The organism is Reyranella soli (assembly GCF_007992495.1).
Classification (GTDB): domain Bacteria; phylum Pseudomonadota; class Alphaproteobacteria; order Reyranellales; family Reyranellaceae; genus Reyranella; species Reyranella soli.
On the sequence record NZ_BKAJ01000207.1, the window covers coordinates 1 to 16,111 of the forward strand.

The 16,111-nt window shown below is 60.4% G+C and carries 18 protein-coding genes; 10 read left to right on the forward strand and 8 right to left on the reverse strand.

Annotated features, from left to right (window positions below):
- Positions 1–130 precede the first annotated feature (130 nt).
- The 4 genes from RSO01_RS41725 (at position 131) to RSO01_RS41740 (ending at position 3,048) form a co-directional block, all read left to right on the forward strand.
- Entirely contained in the window at positions 131–373 is a 243-nt protein-coding gene (locus RSO01_RS41725; protein ID WP_147156527.1) for a hypothetical protein, read from the forward strand.
- 453 nt (positions 374–826) lie between these two features.
- Positions 827–1,066, forward strand: coding sequence for a hypothetical protein (locus RSO01_RS41730; RefSeq protein ID WP_147156528.1), 240 nt, complete (start codon positions 827–829; stop codon positions 1,064–1,066).
- A gap of 128 nt (positions 1,067–1,194) precedes the next feature.
- Positions 1,195–1,647 carry a hypothetical protein gene (locus tag RSO01_RS41735; protein ID WP_147156529.1) on the forward strand — a complete coding sequence of 151 codons (453 nt, stop codon included), beginning with the start codon at positions 1,195–1,197 and terminating at the stop codon, positions 1,645–1,647.
- Between the two features lie 1,179 nt (positions 1,648–2,826).
- Positions 2,827–3,048 carry a hypothetical protein gene (locus tag RSO01_RS41740; RefSeq protein ID WP_147156530.1) on the forward strand — a complete coding sequence of 74 codons (222 nt, stop codon included), beginning with the start codon at positions 2,827–2,829 and terminating at the stop codon, positions 3,046–3,048.
- A gap of 260 nt (positions 3,049–3,308) precedes the next feature.
- Here RSO01_RS41740 and RSO01_RS41745 read toward each other — a convergent pair whose 3' ends face one another.
- The gene (locus RSO01_RS41745; RefSeq protein ID WP_147156531.1) at positions 3,309–3,719 is read right to left on the reverse strand and encodes a hypothetical protein; all 411 of its coding nucleotides are present in this window, start codon (positions 3,717–3,719) and stop codon (positions 3,309–3,311) included.
- A gap of 1,152 nt (positions 3,720–4,871) precedes the next feature.
- On the reverse strand, positions 4,872–5,141 hold the full coding sequence (locus RSO01_RS41750) for a hypothetical protein (protein ID WP_147156532.1): 270 nt from the start codon (positions 5,139–5,141) through the stop codon (positions 4,872–4,874).
- 309 nt (positions 5,142–5,450) lie between these two features.
- On the opposite strand from RSO01_RS41750, the gene RSO01_RS50110 reads away from it, so the two are divergent.
- Positions 5,451–5,609 carry an ATP dependent DNA ligase gene (locus tag RSO01_RS50110; RefSeq protein WP_373867992.1) on the forward strand — a complete coding sequence of 53 codons (159 nt, stop codon included), beginning with the start codon at positions 5,451–5,453 and terminating at the stop codon, positions 5,607–5,609.
- Positions 5,610–6,403: 794 nt separating this feature from the next.
- Here the strand turns inward: RSO01_RS50110 and RSO01_RS41760 are convergent.
- Entirely contained in the window at positions 6,404–6,679 is a 276-nt protein-coding gene (locus tag RSO01_RS41760) for a hypothetical protein (protein ID WP_147156533.1), read from the reverse strand.
- Between the two features lie 287 nt (positions 6,680–6,966).
- On the opposite strand from RSO01_RS41760, the gene RSO01_RS41765 reads away from it, so the two are divergent.
- Both RSO01_RS41765 and RSO01_RS50115 read left to right on the forward strand, forming a co-directional pair.
- The gene (locus RSO01_RS41765) at positions 6,967–7,356 is read left to right on the forward strand and encodes a hypothetical protein (protein ID WP_170303769.1); all 390 of its coding nucleotides are present in this window, start codon (positions 6,967–6,969) and stop codon (positions 7,354–7,356) included.
- Positions 7,357–7,823: 467 nt separating this feature from the next.
- Positions 7,824–8,060, forward strand: coding sequence for a helix-hairpin-helix domain-containing protein (locus RSO01_RS50115; RefSeq protein WP_373867993.1), 237 nt, complete (start codon positions 7,824–7,826; stop codon positions 8,058–8,060).
- Positions 8,061–8,851: 791 nt separating this feature from the next.
- On the opposite strand, the gene RSO01_RS41770 is transcribed toward RSO01_RS50115, so the two are convergent.
- Positions 8,852–9,052, reverse strand: coding sequence for a cold-shock protein (locus tag RSO01_RS41770; RefSeq protein ID WP_147156535.1), 201 nt, complete (start codon positions 9,050–9,052; stop codon positions 8,852–8,854).
- A 330-nt stretch (positions 9,053–9,382) separates the two neighbouring features.
- The gene (locus RSO01_RS41775; protein ID WP_147156536.1) at positions 9,383–9,586 is read right to left on the reverse strand and encodes a hypothetical protein; all 204 of its coding nucleotides are present in this window, start codon (positions 9,584–9,586) and stop codon (positions 9,383–9,385) included.
- A gap of 684 nt (positions 9,587–10,270) precedes the next feature.
- Here RSO01_RS41775 and RSO01_RS50120 point away from each other — a divergent pair.
- From RSO01_RS50120 to RSO01_RS41790, 3 genes are all read left to right on the forward strand, one after another.
- The gene (locus RSO01_RS50120) at positions 10,271–10,549 is read left to right on the forward strand and encodes a MaoC/PaaZ C-terminal domain-containing protein (RefSeq protein WP_147156537.1); all 279 of its coding nucleotides are present in this window, start codon (positions 10,271–10,273) and stop codon (positions 10,547–10,549) included.
- Between the two features lie 287 nt (positions 10,550–10,836).
- Positions 10,837–11,967, forward strand: coding sequence for a hypothetical protein (locus RSO01_RS41785; RefSeq protein ID WP_246159172.1), 1,131 nt, complete (start codon positions 10,837–10,839; stop codon positions 11,965–11,967).
- A 1,291-nt stretch (positions 11,968–13,258) separates the two neighbouring features.
- Positions 13,259–13,762: a hypothetical protein gene (locus RSO01_RS41790; protein ID WP_147156538.1), complete on the forward strand. Its 504-nt coding sequence runs from the start codon at positions 13,259–13,261 to the stop codon at positions 13,760–13,762.
- Between the two features lie 718 nt (positions 13,763–14,480).
- Here RSO01_RS41790 and RSO01_RS41795 read toward each other — a convergent pair.
- From RSO01_RS41795 to RSO01_RS41805, 3 genes are all read right to left on the reverse strand, one after another.
- Positions 14,481–15,224, reverse strand: a complete 744-nt coding sequence (locus tag RSO01_RS41795; RefSeq protein ID WP_246159173.1) for a tail fiber protein — start codon at positions 15,222–15,224, stop codon at positions 14,481–14,483.
- 112 nt (positions 15,225–15,336) lie between these two features.
- Positions 15,337–15,558 (reverse strand): hypothetical protein, encoded by a 222-nt coding sequence (locus tag RSO01_RS41800; protein WP_147156539.1) that lies wholly within the window; start codon positions 15,556–15,558, stop codon positions 15,337–15,339.
- Positions 15,559–15,583: 25 nt separating this feature from the next.
- On the reverse strand, positions 15,584–16,111 hold a 528-nt coding region (locus RSO01_RS41805), incomplete at its 5' end, for a DUF1028 domain-containing protein (protein WP_147156540.1).

Consider the following 16,111-nt stretch of genomic DNA (forward strand, 5'->3'; position numbering starts at 1 on the left):
TGCTTGCAGCCTGAAGACAGCTTAGATATGCAAATATTGGAGTCGACCCCCGAATAAGCGGTTAAATACAATTTTATCACCGATTTGTCACTTTTTGGACGAATTCGGGATGGGGCGTGGGGGCTTTTGCATGGTCATCAGCGATAAGGCGGTTCTCGCCTTCGGAATCCTGTCGGTAATTGGCGTATTTGCTTACAACCACCACAGAGCCTACGCCGGCGATCTTCCCGTTGTCGCCGTCGAGATGGCCGCTGCTGTGCGGGAGAATCCCGCGCCTGAGCTGCCGCGCGGGTATCTGACCAATCCCGACACATCGCCGCTTGCCGGCGTCATGATTGTCGGGCTCGTGCCTGCCAGTCCGATCCGGCGGTGAGAGGCATCCCTTTCGAGCTGAGGCGAACTCTCGTAGCCGATCTTGGTGGGCGACTTCACCGGCCTTTGAATGCAACGCAACGTCCGCGCGACGCTGTGCTAACAACGCCGGCATGTCGACGCCGATCGTTACCGCTCGCCGCAACTTCGCGCAGCGCATCTCGAACCTGTTGCGCAAGGCCGAAGCGGCGAGATCAATCTGACGCGTTGGCAGGTCAGCGAGGTACAGAACGCGATTGGGCAGCTCGAGGAAGAGCACTTCGCCGAGGGCGAGCGCACAATGTCGGAGGCTGAGCTACCCAAGCTCTACGAGCCGGCCGGCTTCGTCCCGACGCACCGATCGACTACCGGCGTTTGGTCGAACAGCTCGCCGCGATGATTGCTGCCGCATAGCGACCGGTAGGACCCGTAGTCACGATGGCAGCCGAGGCTTTAACAGTGGCACGTTTGACCCATGACAAATGCCGTTCGAACCGTCGAGAAAGTACTCACCGAGGCTGATGTCCTCATTCGCTTCCGCCTGAAGGAGGTCGGTCTGGACCTGCCGCATTTGGTCATCGCAGCGACGCCCGACGGCGAGGTCGTTCTGCGCAGCAACGTCGACCCGGACGTGTTGCGGTCTTTCAGCGAGGATTTGAAGAATATCGCTGATGAGTTGGAAGCATCACCGAGGCGAGACAACCAGGCCCACTAACGCTACCGGTGCGCCCAGTGCGGGGCGATCGGCCTGCCGTCCCAAGGCCACTCGTCGCCTTGCCCAGTGGCTGGCCGCGTGCCGCAGCCACGTTGAAGGTGCTGGCGGTACCGGTTTACGGTGACTGAATGTGGCGCTTCCTTTTGCTTCCCTTGATTGTCTCCGCGTTTCAAGCCGGGGTAGCGGCGCAGTCAATACCGCAGCAAACCAATCCTGCCACGGCCTATACCGGCACCGTGGGCGATTGGGCACTGGGACGCTGGAACGGGCTGGCTGTCAGGAATACTAAAGGCGGTAGCGCCATCGATACAGCGTCATTCGTATTGATCATCCGGAAGCAACAAGACGGCAAGGCAGTCTGCCGTTTTGCGCCCGTTCAATATGCAGATGTCGCGCCCTGGGCGCCTGAGTGCACCACCACTGCCGACAGCATCAGGCTCTTGTCGCTGAGCGGCCCCGGAACGGCAAGTGGCACTGCTACCGGAACCACGATTAGGCTCAGCCGCACGGGGCGGGATGGCCTCGAAGGCAACATGATCGCGGCAGCAGGTAGCTCAAGAGTGAGCTTCACGCGCGAGTAAGGCGCTCGCCTAGCGCCGGTCATTTGTGACGACGCGCCATCGCGCCTTTGTCCGTCACATTACAGGTAACCTCGAACTCAAGGGCGGTATTGCCCAGGCGTTACAGGAACGCGGCATCGGACCCGGCCGGGGCAGCGCAGAGCGGACCTCGAGGCCGCAGGCTGTGGGTCTCGCCGGGTCTGGCTGAATTGCTGGAATTCCGCGGACAAAGCGTGCGCCTGTCTCAATAGCGACCTGCATTCTTTAATCGCCGTGTGTGGTTCTCGCTACAGTAATTGCAGCACCACCTGAGGCTGCCAGTAAGTAAGAGCGCACGACTGCACACGCATTGGCGCCTATGTGTTCAGCGGCCGCTCCGAGGGCACATCTCCCATTTCACCCCATGCCCCATATAGCTAACGCACCGCCCCAGCCGACCTAGTTCCGAGCCAAGGACATTGCGCTGACAGCAAGCAGCTTCGCCGACAGTGACCTTCCATCCACTGTCAGTATAGCCCACGGGCGTTTTTGCTGCTGCCGGAGAAAAGGCCAGTAGAAACATGGACAAGATGACTGCCAACTCATCCCTTCCTATTCTCAGCTTCATGGCGCCGGCTCCCAAATCTTCATGCAGAGCGGCCCCGCACAGGAGGGCACCTATGCGAGGCCTAACCCTCCCTCCCTTGGTTTGGGGTGCCTGGAGCGAGGGCTACAGCAGAGTAGCTCGCACGCGAGCAGGCTGTGGTTAGGCCCAATGAGCTACCAACAATGCGCCGGAGGTCACATATGCGAGGGGAAAGCCCCCCGCTGCGAGGGGAAAGTCCCCGCGGTAAGCCGAAACAGGACGCTGGGTCGGCGAGGCCTCAGCCTTTCAACAGCCAGTAGAGGAGAGCGGCTGTCGCAGGGCATCCAATCGAGATCGAGGCCGCTGCCGTGGTCTTGGCGTGGCTTGCCGTGCGGAAGGTCGGCGCCGGGGGGCGAGGGCCGACCCCCGAGCGCATCAGAGGTAACCAATACGTTCTCAGGTTTGAGGCTTGCGGGCCGACATATGCTTGTCGCCAGCCGTTGGCCGGCTCTCCCCAAGCAGAGCGGCGACGATGCAACGGTCAGGCCCCACACCTCCAGCATGAGGGTGTGGGGCCGCTTCGTTTGTGCCCGACTGATCAGAAGCAAGGCTCTTGACTGAGTAAGGATCGCCCGATGACAGACCCCAAAATCCTCGAGGAAGTCCTTGGCGAGGCCGACGTCCTGATCCGTCAGCGGCTCAAGGAGCGCGGGATCGAGTACCCGTTTTTGGTTGTCGCCGTGACTCCAGATCGCCAAGTCGTATGGCACAGCAACGTCAGTCCGGAAGGGCTGCGGTCCTTCGGTCAGGACCTGATCGACGCCGCCGACCAGCTGGAGGCACTACCGCCGCACTAACGCTCGGCCGGCAGGTCGGCGAGCCGCCGTATGCCTAGGCAGCCTTTCGTATAAAGTGAGACGGCGGCGCTGCGCTCACATGTCGGAACATGCCTCGCGGTGCGTACACTGCCGCGAGCCGCTAGCGGAGCCTCGATGCGCTTTCCACATCTGCGCGCCGGGGCTGCCTTAGCGAGGGTCGCTCTCGACAGTTAACGCGTCAGCCGGACGTGATTAGCGTTAGGCGCCATGGCGCTCCTCGAGGAGCTTCATGACGGCGGCTAGCGCACCACGGTACGAAAGTTTGCGAACTGGGCGGGATCGATCGGCACCTCACTGAGCCAGGCGAATGCGGAGGCGACATCGCGAAAGACACGCAATGGTCTCGCGGCAAGTACTTTAGTGTTGAACTTCTCGGCCTGCTCGTAGATCTCATCAGACGTCGCGACTACTGCGACCCTGCCCATCAATTGGTCCACTTCGTGGCTTCGGATGCGCGCTCCAATCGAGACAAGATCATCCTTGCTCAACGCAAGACGGCAGTTGTCCATACGGAAAATCTTGCCATAGGTCAGTGTCGCCGCCGATGCCAAGTCATCCAAGTAGGCATCAAAATCTGTCTTGACCAGCACGCCTGTTCCGGTCGCAGAAACAAGCCGAGCTGCATGATTTACTCCCCAACGGATCGGCATTTGGCACCCCTTAATCTCTGGCTTTCCTTCCCAAGCCGCAGTCGCAATATCTCATCGGAGACTGTTTACCCGCCAGAGCCAAAAATCTGACTCGCTGCAGCGTTTCGTCGGCCGGTGAGCCTGTGGAGGCCCGACAAGAGGCCAAACCCCTCCACGAGTCAAAGGCAGGCCCTGGCGTGGGCTATAGGGGCCGCGCACGGTCGATTGGTTTCAAACAGCCCATGGGTGGAAGCCATGAGAAACCCGCGCAAACATCGGCCTAAGGCAAAGCAACGTTGCCTCAAGCTCCGTGCTGAAAAGGCGCGTCGTTCGGCCAAGCTGCAGGGGCGGCTCCCAAGCTGACTGTCATCTACAGTCAGATCGGTTGTTGCCTCTCGTTGACCGCCCACCGTGCCGAGCTGCAGCGCCTATTCGGGCCCTGCCTTCGGCGTTTGGGGCGACCCTGGCGATTGATCGCAACCTGCGCTGTCCCATCGGCGTTGGCTCGCGAGCGCATGAAGACCTTTGGCCTAACCCGCCCGGTCTTGTGCCACTGGCCGATCCGGCAGGGATGACGGATCGGCCTTTTACTTTGGTGGGCGACGGGGCCCGGCGATGGCAGAAGCGGATAAAGACATCTCCCCTGAACGTCTCCCGCGGAATGGCTGACCTACTTGGCCGCAAGCAAACGTCTTGGGCTTTCGCCCTCCACCGTCGCCGCCCGTGCGCGTCGAAATAGATGGCCCATGCGCGTGCGCAACGACACGGGGGAGACCGAGGTCGAGGTTCCAGAGCCAGTCTTGTGGCCCGCAAGTTAGCTCTCGATGCGGCTTCCGAGCAGGCCTTGCGCGAGCGCGTCGCGCAGGCTGTGAGCGGGTTGACCGGCTCGAAGCCACAAAGGCGCGTGAGAAGGCCGACGCCGAGGAACGAACTGCAGTGAGGGCCGCAGCAACTGCCAATCGGCCGTGGTGGCGCTTGGGCAGGTAGACTGAATATGCTCCACTGATCGTCGTGGTAACAACATCTCGGCCGCCCAAGTGGATCAAGCCGCAGCTCACGCGCCTGGTGGACGAGGCGCCGGCGGGCAAGGAATGGGTCCACGAGATCAAATATGACGGCTATCGCATGCACGCCCGAATCGACAACGCTAAAGAGCACGGGTCTAGATCGGTCTCACTGATACCGGCGCAGCTTAGCGCTGCAGCACCGCTCCCACCAACTAAGGTCGGCACCATCGCGAGCGACGTAGGGAATGAACGTGCGCAGCTCGGCGATTGTTGAATCTCCCATCTGCGGCTCGCGGCGCAACACTACGTCGGGCGTATATCGAATATCGCCGATTGTGCGCCAGTGATCGGCCGACATCAGGCGATTGAGCAGGCGTCGCGATATCCCCATGTCGTAGAGAAGTTCCTTCGGCGCGCCGTCGGCTAGGTCCTTCATCGCCAGTATCTGTCGCCTTGCTCGCAGTTTTCGCATTGACCAAAGTCGCGCGAACCTCGGCTGTTTTCTCAAAAAGACCATCCCGCCGCCTTGATTGGAGGCGAGGGCCAGCTTTGGTTAACACTTATACGTGCCGCGGTGTGTGGTCTTTGAGAGACGGATGAGGCCGCCGGACTGGCGCCCGGTGGTACCTCAAAAGAGGTACTTGGATAGACAGAGATTTTCATCCCGCAATGCAGGTCAAAGCATGCCGCTCGCTGTGGCGCCGCGGCGCGACAGCCGATTTGCCCGCCGTTAAAGCTGTCGAGGGTGCACTGGGTAAAGCCGGTGCTTGTCGTCGAGGTCGCCTACCTGACTTGGACGGAGGACAACCTACTGCGGCAGGTCTCGTATCAGGCGCAGCGAGAGGACAAGCCCGCGAGGCAGGTGGTCCGGGCGATTCCGCATCCGCCACGACGGAGTCCGTGAAGGAACTTTCAAGACACTCCTGGCGTTCCGAAGACCAGGGGAACCGCGGCCAACGGCGTTGCATCCGGAAAGCCATGAAGGAAGGACAGCCGCCACTCACACCAGAACAAGAGAGTGCTTTGCGACGCATTAGAGATGGCGGGGAGAGCCTGCTCGGCGGAACCGTGGGTGTGAGCGAGCTGCACAAGCTATTAGTACTTCAATTCATCCAGTGGGATGGAAGGTCTTGGCGGTTAACCGATCTTGGGGAGGAAAGTGCCCGCGCATTATTCGGTGGGGACCCCTAGCTGGACTTGGGCCAAAATCGAATATTGCTCGCCAACCTGGTCGTTCGGGCTAACAGGCGCCACTTCTTGAAGTTGGTCGGCAGCACAGAGCGAAATGTGGCCGTGGCTCAGTCGACGCCGCTGACAGTCGTGGATCCCGCCAGTTCCTGAGTTTGCCGCGGGAGGCAACAGTCGAGCGGTCCATTCTTCAGCGAATCAACGCGCCAGTCTGGGTTAGTAACCGTGCGATCTATTCGTCATTCTGGGCCGCCCTGGCGTAGCGCCGCTCTCTCCTCAACGCCGGTCTGGAAGGTCAGGAAGCGCAATGTTGCGGCAAGCCTCCGCACGTTTGGCGACGTCCACAAGCCTAGGATTTCCTCGCAAAGCTGAAGGTGCAGGATCGATCCTGCTGTCTGCTGCCGGTTCCTTTGTTGCCCTCAAATCGGGCGCTTACCTTGTAGTTATACGGATGGTTTTCCCTATTTTGCTTGTACGCCATCTCGGGATTCCCAACGAGACCACTTGCCGTCAACATCGCGGTGCCGTCGGTTCGATCTGGCCGTCGATGGACTGGGAGCCAGGCTGGTCTTTGGTGCCGTACTGGCCTTGTATTACGCCGTTCTTCACCTCGGCCTTGTATCGAAGCGTGAATGCTTTGGCGCCGTTGGGTTCGGCGGAGCAGATGACAACAACGTCCCCGGTTCCCGTCGAACGAAGCGCTTCTTCCCCCGGATCATCCCTTCCCTCATGGTCACCGGACCGGCTCTGTTTGACCTGGCTCGCCAGAGTCGTTTTCTGACTCATGGACGACTTTGATGCTGGGGTGAGTCTCGGCTCCCAGACGGAGCCTAAATCGATGCCACGGGCCGAAAAACCGGGATAGCGGTGGTGCGGACCAAGTCCTTAAGAAGGGACGCACGCACACAGGTGGCCACATCCATTGGAGGTAGAGCCCGATCTCTAGAGGTAGTTGCGACTCCGTGCGCTCGCAGATCTGCCAAGTTTCGCCATCCTACTCTGGGAGGGGACGATGGACAGATAACCCGTCGAGTTGAGTCCCCTGGAAGCGGCGGCTCTTATTCAGATCTCCAATGCAGGACTGGGGCGTCTGTCACATTCACGTTGAAACTAAGGGAGCTGAGATGAAGAAATGTATAGCGACGTTGTGCCTGATCTTGTTCGCGAACGCAGTGTCTGCACAGCAGGCGATGTCCGGGGACGAACTTAAAAAATATGTCTCCGGAAAGGCCGTCGAACTGAGCGATGGCATTGCCACCTATAAAGCCGACGGCAAGTATGAATATTGGGCGAGAAGCAGTGGGCAGACATCGAGAGGAAAGTGGTCAGCGCAGGGCGACAGGGTGTGTGTGGACTTTGACAGCGGTGGCAACCGTTGCGATCAGTACCTAAAGGATAGCGCTGGCAAAGTTAGTCTCAAAAACTCCAGGGGAACCACCTACCCAGTAGTGTCTGTGAAGTAACTCCCACTGTTGGCTTGGCCCGCCCCCGGGGCCACGTCTCGAGAAAGTGGGAAGCGACCCCGGTGTCCGCCCGACCGCTGGTGTTGCCGGCCCGGCTGTCCGGGCGCGCTGTCTGCTGTCGGGCTCGCGGTCATCTCCAGTCCTACAGCGCGCGGCGTGACGATGCCGGCGGCAGCCAGATCGCGCACGATGCTGGTCACATCCTCGCTGCAGTCGGATTCGCTCAGCACCGCCAGCTTGATGGCGATACCTGTCAGGTCGATGGTGTGCGCGTCATAGCGTAGTGCTATGGCTGGAAGCAATCGCTGATCCCGAACCGGCCCGAGGGCGATGGCGCCCCAGTCTCAAGACCGACTATCAAGAAGACTTTCATGACCCACGATGGGTCGCGCAACGTCTCTGGCTCGAGCTGCAATCCCTACCGTAGAAAGGGCGTGCAGGGGCCAATCATAAGTGGATTTGAGGCGATGTCTCGCGTCAGGCACAAACCTTCGTCATTCGAAGAGTATTGGTTGGCGTCAAAGGCTTGGGAGCGCAAGGGTCTACCGCTCGGCACTGCCCGGGCTTTGGCCAATGCAGGCTTCCTCAAAGTGGATGACCTCCGCTCAGCCAATGCTTTGGAGCTGGCGAGCATCCCCAGAGTAGGCCGCAAGAGCCTCGCGATTTTGCATAAATTGGCGGACCGCACGAAGGCGCGGCCTTGACTGGGACGGGGGATGAAGAGAAGCAGCCACGACTCTACATCAAGAGCGTTTGCGTGACTGCCGTCGTTGGCTTGAAGGCAGCTGCCGGCCGCTTCCGCCGTCTTGGAAAGGGAGCAGGAATCTATGAATTCCTAGACGCCTAGCGGAAGGTTCTTGAGCCTTTGGATCAGGGCCGTCGGGCATGCCGGTAGGTGTTGGGTATGCTACAGACACACGAGAAAGCGCGTTGCCTTTCGATACTCCGACGGCTGCCGAAGATATGGGGGCCGAAGCAGGAAAGTGAAGACTCGGCCCGGTGACTAATTGCCGTCGCCGTGTCGCCACGCGGTCCTTGAACGAACGGATATGTGGCTGACGCGCTGGCTTATCCTCCCTGCCTGGCAGCGAAGGCGCGCCTGGCACGATCGAACTACGCGCGCGAGGCCAATGCCGGAACGCGGGCAATCATCGAGGATCTTCAGCGCGCGGGTGTGCAAGGTCTCCGATCGATCGCCAAGGCGCTGCAGGCGAGAGGAGTGCGCACACGAGCTCGCCGGCCCAAGCAGCCGGCCGCTTTGGGGAAGCGCTGCCGGAAATCGGCTCTTGCGGCGCGAGAAGGCCCGCATTGGCCGGGGCGACAGCGCCGTTTGCTAAAGTCTCGCCAGCCGCCGAGGCCTTGCCCCAAGCCTGGCTCGGCGGGTCAGGCCTGGTACCAACACGATCTGGGAAACGATTTGCCGTCTCCGCCGGCGCCTCACACCAGGATGCCCGAAAAAGGAACGGCGGCCGAAGCCGCCGCTCGATGCTCCAAGCTAAGCCTTGAGGTTAACTGCCGCGTCTCTGCCGCGCTCGGTTTGGACTTCGTAGCTGACCTTCTGCCCTTCGTTGAGGCCGTGCAGACCTGCTCGCTCAACGGCGCTGATGTGGACGAACACATCCTTCCCGCCGCCATCAGGTTGAATGAAGCCGAATCCCTTGGTGGCGTTGAACCACTTTACCGTGCCTGAAGCCATAGTTTGCATCCTAGTGTGGAGCGCGAGAGTGCGCGGGCATCACGCTACACTAGGTCCTCAAGTCGAGCCCCTGTTCCCGCAACTTTGCCCACAGCGGCCACCACACGATCACGTTGAGGAGGGACGTCGCAACGGGGCTCAGCGGTCGCTCCACGCCACCACACTGGCCTTAGCCCTCTGGGTCGCCACCTCGGAAATCCCACTGACAATTGCCAGTGCAGCGAGCACCGTCAGAGCTAGCATTTACCAGCGGTTTTGCACCGAGTTGCTCTCCCATTCCGCGCCGTGCCCCAAGCCGGACGGAGCTTCCTGGGCAGCCGGCTCGCAGGCTCAATGGCAATGCCCTACGCTGCCGCGCAGTTGATCGACAGTCTCCTGCGTTGCCACGATCCGCCCCATGAGATTGAGCCGGCGAATTACTAGGCTAGTGTTTCTCGGCTCCGCGTTGACCTTGGCCGATAGACAATTGAGATCGTCGCGCAGCCGCTGCAGACCGGTCTCGAGTTCGGCGAGCTTCCTGTCGTCTCTGGTCACTGGGGGCCCTCACACCGCGGAAAGAATATCACGGCCGTGGGCGAGCATGAGAGGCGCAAGGCCCTCGCAATACGATTGATACAAAGAAAGGACGGGGGCGACACCTCCTCGGAGGGCGAGGCCTCGCGTCTGCGGCTTACAATGGCACAGGCCGTCAGAACCGTTCCCCCACGACGGCGGTCAGGCCTCGCCCGGCTATTTCCCACCCCCCGCCGGGCGAGGCGTCAGCCCGCCGACCAAGAACGCGATGGCGGGTGACACTGCCGCTCCGGTGCCGCCGACACAGCAAAGCGCCTCAGCAGGGCCTGTCCGTAACTTCGGTGTCAAGGACCGATTGCACCCGCCTAGCTCGTCGATCGCCATTTCCCTGAGCCATCCTTGCGCTCGCTCGGCCCGCAGAGGGGAGAAGTTGTATTTAGTTCACCTAGTCGAGCAGGATCTGAGGGAAGAGTCGCGCGGCGCCAGTAAGGTTGGGCTTATTCCCACTCGAGAAACACGACACGCGCCTCACGTCCTAGCACTTGCGGAGCGTTTGCCGTGTCATCGAACATGACGTCGACTTGGACGATACGGGCATCCGCCGACGACGTCCCGCCCCCTGGATTGATGCGTTGCATACCCTTGGTAGTCGTTGCGATGCGCTCGACCATACCCCTGTAGACACGTTGGTCGCCTTGGAATGTGATGCCGACCTTCACGCGGCCGACAGACTTTTCATCGACGTCCGCGAGATCGATCGGCGATAGCTGGGAGTCGAGCGAACACGTTGTCGATGGGGTTGAGATGCTGACCTACAATCAACAAAACGATCCTTGGCCGATGCATGTAGACTCGGAAGCCGCTGCCAAGACATCCTATGGTGGCGTGATAGCAAGCGGCGGGAACACAATATCGATCATGTATCGGCTGGGTCATGAAATCTACAATCGGCCGGACCGGCGATGGGCTTTCTCGGTGGTTTAGACTGGCGCTTGAAGTTTGGCGCCGGAGGCAGGCTGCGTGAACGGATAACCATCTTGGAGGCCCGTCCATCAAGTAAACCGGGTCGGGGTATCAACAAGATCTGGATGGAGCTTGTTAAGAACCGCGTTGTCAGTCGAAAGCGTGGGAATGATCGCCGCCCGTCCTCCGAATACCTGAACCGCCGCAACGGCCTGACGGCGGGCTATCATCGCGGTGGCCGTCGACCGGGGCTAGATGCTCGATCGTGCGATAGTGTCTGTTTACGAGCTAGGACAGGAGAACCAGACATGGTCGGTTTTCAAGAGGTTTTTCGCTGCTCCGGCATCGATGAGCGCCGCAGCCCGCCGGGCATGGTGGTGCCGCTCGGCGGCGACAACATCGTCGCGCTGATCGATCCCGGAAGAAAGCTCAAATTCGAGCCTGCCCATGCCCTCGAGATCAAGGAGATCGATGCCGCCCAGATCCGTACACGTGTAATACAAGTCAGAGACACCTTCTCCGAACCCGACATCGATCCGCAGCTCAAGGCGGCGTCACTGCCCGCCATCTTCAATGGCGACGCACGGTTTTTCGAAATCAAGGGCCGGGGTAAGATCGGTTTTCCTGGCCTCGTTGTGATAGCGCGATCGGCTAACAAGACGATGGAAGCCAAGCTCCAGGTCGCCGTGCTGCCAGAAATCAAGATTAAGGTGGCGTTCCGCAATGTCATGGTTCCGGGGAATGGGGGCGCTCCGGCGTTTCACGCCAAGAACCCCTGCAACGATCAACCTGAATTGCTGACGATGAACAATATATGGAGGCCGCAGGCCAACATCCGCTTCGAGCGGGTGCCAAGCGACAGGGTGGTCATCGACGACTCGCAGGCTTCCGTCAAACAGGAGCTCGCCAAGGCCCTTGGCATGAAGGATACGAGCCTAGCGACCTTTCCCGATGTGATCGATGTCGAAAAATTGAAGGGCTTCTTCGTCAAACACAAAGTTCCGGGCGCCCATCTAACCATTTTCTGCGTCGATAAGCTTTTCTCCAATGGCTCCTTCCCCAATGGCTCGTTTGCTCGAGGGCTGGACCTCGCCTTCATCTGCTCGCAACGCGGGCCTAACACATCTGCCCATGAAGCCGGGCATTTTCTTGGCTACTACTCAAAGAGCGCGACCAAACCTTGGGACAGCCAAGGCCACACGCTGGAGATCGATCCGAAAACCAGAAAAGAAAATAGGGCGGAAGACATCAAAATGCTGATGCGCGGGGAGGCGCCGGGTGGAAAATTCCGTACAACCTCGTCAAGGAGTTCCGCGACTTCCCCGGCTAGCATCCGAAGAGCAAACAGAGCTGGAAATCCGCCAGGCGTTGATGGAGTACGCCGAGTCGTACCCCGTACAGCCAGAAATTCCTCAGCCTCCCAAATTGCCTCTCCCTGACGCTATTAGGGTGCCAATGCGGCGGTTTCTTCACGGCTCCAATACGCGACTGGGCGTACCCGCGCCGATCGCGAGAGCGGGCGGAGAATAGAATGGTCCCGCAGAGTCAAAATCTGACTCACCGGAGCGCTTTGTCGGGTTGGTGAGTCCCGGAGTCCGGCAAGAGGCAAAACCCGCTGTACGAGTCAAAAACCAGCCCTCGCGGCGACGCCCTTCTACCAAGTCAATTTGGGCGGGGCGGATTGCGTCGGCTTCGGAGACTGGCTGCTGGCGGTGCTCGGCCGCGGCGAGCCTTGTCGCTGGTCAAGCTGCAGGATACCCACCGCTAGGCAGGCCAAGACCACCAAAGCCAACCAAGGCCACTGGGTAACGCCCAGCCAAAGCCCTCGCATGACCCGCGGCGGCGTAATCGCTCGGCTGCAGATCAACATGCGCCAGAAGTTGAAGCGCCCGCTCCGATCCACCGAAGACCACCAACAATTGCGCGGGGAATGCTACCACACCCGCAGGCCGTCCAGATATGCCGGGCAGGAGTTGACCGCCAAAGACACCCCAGGCCCCGCCGGCCAAATGCATCCTTCGCCACAAGCTCCATGTACATTTGCTCACCCCAATCGTTGCTGCCCTAGATCCCACACCTAAAGCGAGCATCGAGGATCAAGCACAACCCGTTCTAGGTTCGGCAGCGGAGAATCTGTGTCTCTTTCGGAGTACCACCACATCGAAGTGGCCGGGTAGCAGACGGGGCCTGACATCCGCGGCTAAGGTCGGCCAAGCCGCGATCGGATCGTGCAGACCCGTGCACGGTAAGGCTCGGGAGATGGGCGAAATAATGCAGCCGGCTGCGGTGCGGCCTACAGCGTCGAAAAGCCTCGCGACATGAGTTGGCTCATCGTCGTGACACTCGGACTGTTTTGTGTCGCGGGTGGAGCATGGGGGTGGTGGAAAGGGACGAAAGACCTGGTGGACGCGATGGAGCGTGACGATCGGCCGATTGGCATGGGTCGTCGCGAGTACCAGCATCACCTGCGGAGACGCTACCAGCGCCGACGCATCCTGCTCGCGTTCGCAAGTTCCGCGTTCTCTGGCATCGCGGGCTTCGCTGTGCTCATGTTGATGGCTGCCCCAGCGCCAGCGCCGGAGCCTGTAAATCGTAATCGCAGGTACAATTGAGTCTGGTCAAAGTCGGACTTGCCCCGATTTATCCGAACCAGAGCGGGCAGTGCCATGGCGATGGCGCATTCCAAGAGTAATCAGAGTCTCCGGTAGGTCTGCGTCTCGGAGGGTTTGGATGCCGATTTATGTGGAGATTTCGCCGCTCCATAGGCTAGTGACGATTGTTGCCCGCGGTACGCTTACTTCCGACGAGGTGCGAGGCACGGCGCAGAAGCTTGCTGAAGCCCGCGTTCGCCGGTTCGCAAAAATCGTCGAGGTAGCGGGCGCTCATCTCGACCTCGCTCCCGCCGATATTGCGCAGTTCGCGCAAACCCTGCGTGGTGACCCGGACAAGCGCGGGCCGATTGCCTTTATCGTCGCCGCCGACCGGGGTACTTTTGCCCGGCAGTTCGCCGCCGCCACCGCCCACGAAGGGCCGGTCGACATCTTCCATAGCCTGCATGCGGCGCGATCCTGGGTGGCAAGAATTCAACAGGCTGGTTGTCAAGCGGCCGCCGGTCATGCAACTACGCAAGCTGCGACTATTGAAGCGAATCTCGTATCCGATCCGGGGCGCCAGGGAACAATGATCCGTGGGACTCGGCACCGTGAATTCACAACGCGGGAATTGGTCAGTTAGACGACAACCAACCACCAATCAGCGGATGGCCGCCGCAGTCGAAATCTGACTCACTGGAGCGTTTTGTGGCGGCGAGTCTGCCCGCCACATGGAAGAGAGACCATTGGTCGTGCGTCTCTCTTCCACGGAAGATCCGCTGCGCCGCTTACGGATTGAGATTAATTGTGCCCACGTTTCCGCCCGTGCAGCTGACACAGCAATCCTTGCAGCGATGCTTGTTGTCTCTGCCCACGCCCCACTCCGTGCGCTTATTGACCCAAGCGCCGTAACAGATTTTTTCCCCCTCCCAGCACTTGATCTTAGAGGGGTGAGCATCCGAATCGTCCAGCTTGTAGTACTTGTTTACGTCTGGATAGACGCGCTGCCCTTCCACCGCATACAGCTGCATGTATGCTATGTTCGGGTGATTGTTCCGGAACGACCATTCCATGGTCACATACTTGTTTGTGACCCCGACGCTTTCTGACCAACTCACTTCGGGAATAAAGACGCCAAGCCGAAAACGAACGCAATGGCAATGAGGAACCTTCGTGCTCGCATTGCCTGCCTCCTTTCTCGAAACCCTACGCCGTCAGGTTAACCGCACCTTTTGGTAGAATGTGTGGTGTTCCGCACTAATCTGCGTAGCAGCTTGGATGGACCAAACACTGTGTCCAAAGAGCCACAGTGGAGGGTCGAGCGCGCGAACTGGTACCGCCGCTAGTTGCGGGTGGCGCTTCTAGATTCTGATCACGTAGTTGATGAGCATGGTCGGCTGAACGACGGTCACGGTGTGGCTGTGTTCCTGGGCGACGTTGATGTTGGAAGCATCATTCCTGACAGGGGCAAGACTGCTGGCCCCTCCTGTATTCGCCTGCTGGAGGCCGCCTGACGCACCAAGCGTTGTGCCGTTCGGTGACATCGACGTGCCGGTGAGCCGGCTGGCTGCGCTGCCTCCCATATCATCCTTGCCTGCCGTCACGCGCCTTGGCAGGTCCGGCGGGTTGAACGTCGTGCTGCCGTCACCGGTCCCGTGCGCCGTGCTGAGCGGCGCAAACAGGCCGGCATAGGCCGTGCGGCTGATAGCCTGGCCATAGCAAAGCAAAGGTGCCCGCCGGGGCCGTGGCGCCGGCGAACGCCTCAATGATGCCCGTGCGGTCGGGCAGGTTGGCGATGCGGTAGGTCCCACTGCTGCTGTGGTAGTAGACAGTGAATATCGCATCCGCCGTCCATAGAGCCGCCGGTACTGGCCGCCACGATCCAGCCGAGAAAATAGCGCAGGCGGGATCGCTCCCAAGCTATTCACGTTGAGCGTCGGTGCATCGCTGTTCGCGGCGTTGAAACAGACGACGTGTTTCATGCCGTCGACCAAGGCGCCGGGCGCCGTCGAATAGCTCAGGGTAAACGCGGTCGTGGTACCGACCGTGGTCTTGGGGATCTGCTGGTTAACAAACCGCTTGATGGCCCCCTGATGCGCGCGCAACACATTATTCCTGAAGGTGCCATGCCTTCAGGCGCGCCATCCGGCGCAGCGCTGCTGTTGGAATTGTCGTCTTCATTCCAATTCGATGCGTACAGATCCATTGATCAGACTCCTAAGTCTCGGGAAACAGGTGCGGGCGCAAGCTCGCGAGGATCTCGAAATAGCGAGCCGGATCGTTTGCGTATGTCACCTCGATCAGCGGCGCAATCCCTCGGCGGAAATGTGCCTGGAGCGCAGCGGCATCGGCCGCGGTGATGTCGGCGCCGTCCCAAACAGGCGACGACAGCGGCAACGGCTGGACGGCAAGCGGGCCGTAGCGGTCGAGCTCTTTCACGGCGTGCGGTGCAATCCTCCTCATCTTAAAGCAGGCCTCCAGGCGCCCTATATGAGTTCGGTTGGGTGATCGCAGCGAAGACATTACCGCCGCCCGACAGGTCAGCCAGCGGATAGTCGCTATTGTCGACGGCGTGCACGTCGCGATTGACCACGATGCAGGCCGACCGACTGCCGCGCAGATCACCACCAGCGCCTTCGGCCAGGTCAAGCGCGCAACTCAGCCGGGACCGCACTGGCATGGTCTTCAGTCCAGCAACCCGCGCCATGGCCTGCAGCACTTCAAGGCTGGCGAGGAAGTTTCCGCCGACAATGAATCCATCGCCCGCGATGTGCGCAGCTTGCGGCGGGCAGTTGCGGCCGGTGAATCCCGCAAACGTGCCGTCACTCCCCAAGGCCAAGAGTTGCCGTTCCTCGCGCTTGGGGTCGGGCCGAACGAGCGTGCGCACGATGTCGTCAGCCGTCGCCCCCGAGCCCAGCATCATTGCGCCATACGGCTTCCAGAACGGGTTTGGTTCTGCCTGCACACAAAGGGCGCCGCGGCCTGGTAGGAC

Excerpts from the sequence above, each read along its gene's own strand:
- RSO01_RS41750 (WP_147156532.1), bottom strand. The coding sequence starts at position 5,141 with ATGAAGGACCTAGCCGACGGCGCGCCGAAGGAACTTCTCTACGACATG.
- RSO01_RS41770 (WP_147156535.1), bottom strand. The coding sequence starts at position 9,052 with ATGGCTTCAGGCACGGTAAAGTGGTTCAACGCCACCAAGGGATTCGGC.
- RSO01_RS41785 (WP_246159172.1), top strand. The coding sequence starts at position 10,837 with ATGGTCGGTTTTCAAGAGGTTTTTCGCTGCTCCGGCATCGATGAGCGC.
- RSO01_RS41740 (WP_147156530.1), top strand. The coding sequence starts at position 2,827 with ATGACAGACCCCAAAATCCTCGAGGAAGTCCTTGGCGAGGCCGACGTC.
- RSO01_RS41765 (WP_170303769.1), top strand. The coding sequence starts at position 6,967 with ATGCAGGACTGGGGCGTCTGTCACATTCACGTTGAAACTAAGGGAGCT.
- RSO01_RS41760 (WP_147156533.1), bottom strand. The coding sequence starts at position 6,679 with ATGAGTCAGAAAACGACTCTGGCGAGCCAGGTCAAACAGAGCCGGTCC.
- RSO01_RS41745 (WP_147156531.1), bottom strand. The coding sequence starts at position 3,719 with ATGCCGATCCGTTGGGGAGTAAATCATGCAGCTCGGCTTGTTTCTGCG.
- RSO01_RS50120 (WP_147156537.1), top strand. The coding sequence starts at position 10,271 with ATGCCGACCTTCACGCGGCCGACAGACTTTTCATCGACGTCCGCGAGA.
- RSO01_RS41725 (WP_147156527.1), top strand. The coding sequence starts at position 131 with ATGGTCATCAGCGATAAGGCGGTTCTCGCCTTCGGAATCCTGTCGGTA.
- RSO01_RS50115 (WP_373867993.1), top strand. The coding sequence starts at position 7,824 with ATGTCTCGCGTCAGGCACAAACCTTCGTCATTCGAAGAGTATTGGTTG.
- RSO01_RS41730 (WP_147156528.1), top strand. The coding sequence starts at position 827 with ATGACAAATGCCGTTCGAACCGTCGAGAAAGTACTCACCGAGGCTGAT.
- RSO01_RS41735 (WP_147156529.1), top strand. The coding sequence starts at position 1,195 with ATGTGGCGCTTCCTTTTGCTTCCCTTGATTGTCTCCGCGTTTCAAGCC.
- RSO01_RS41790 (WP_147156538.1), top strand. The coding sequence starts at position 13,259 with ATGCCGATTTATGTGGAGATTTCGCCGCTCCATAGGCTAGTGACGATT.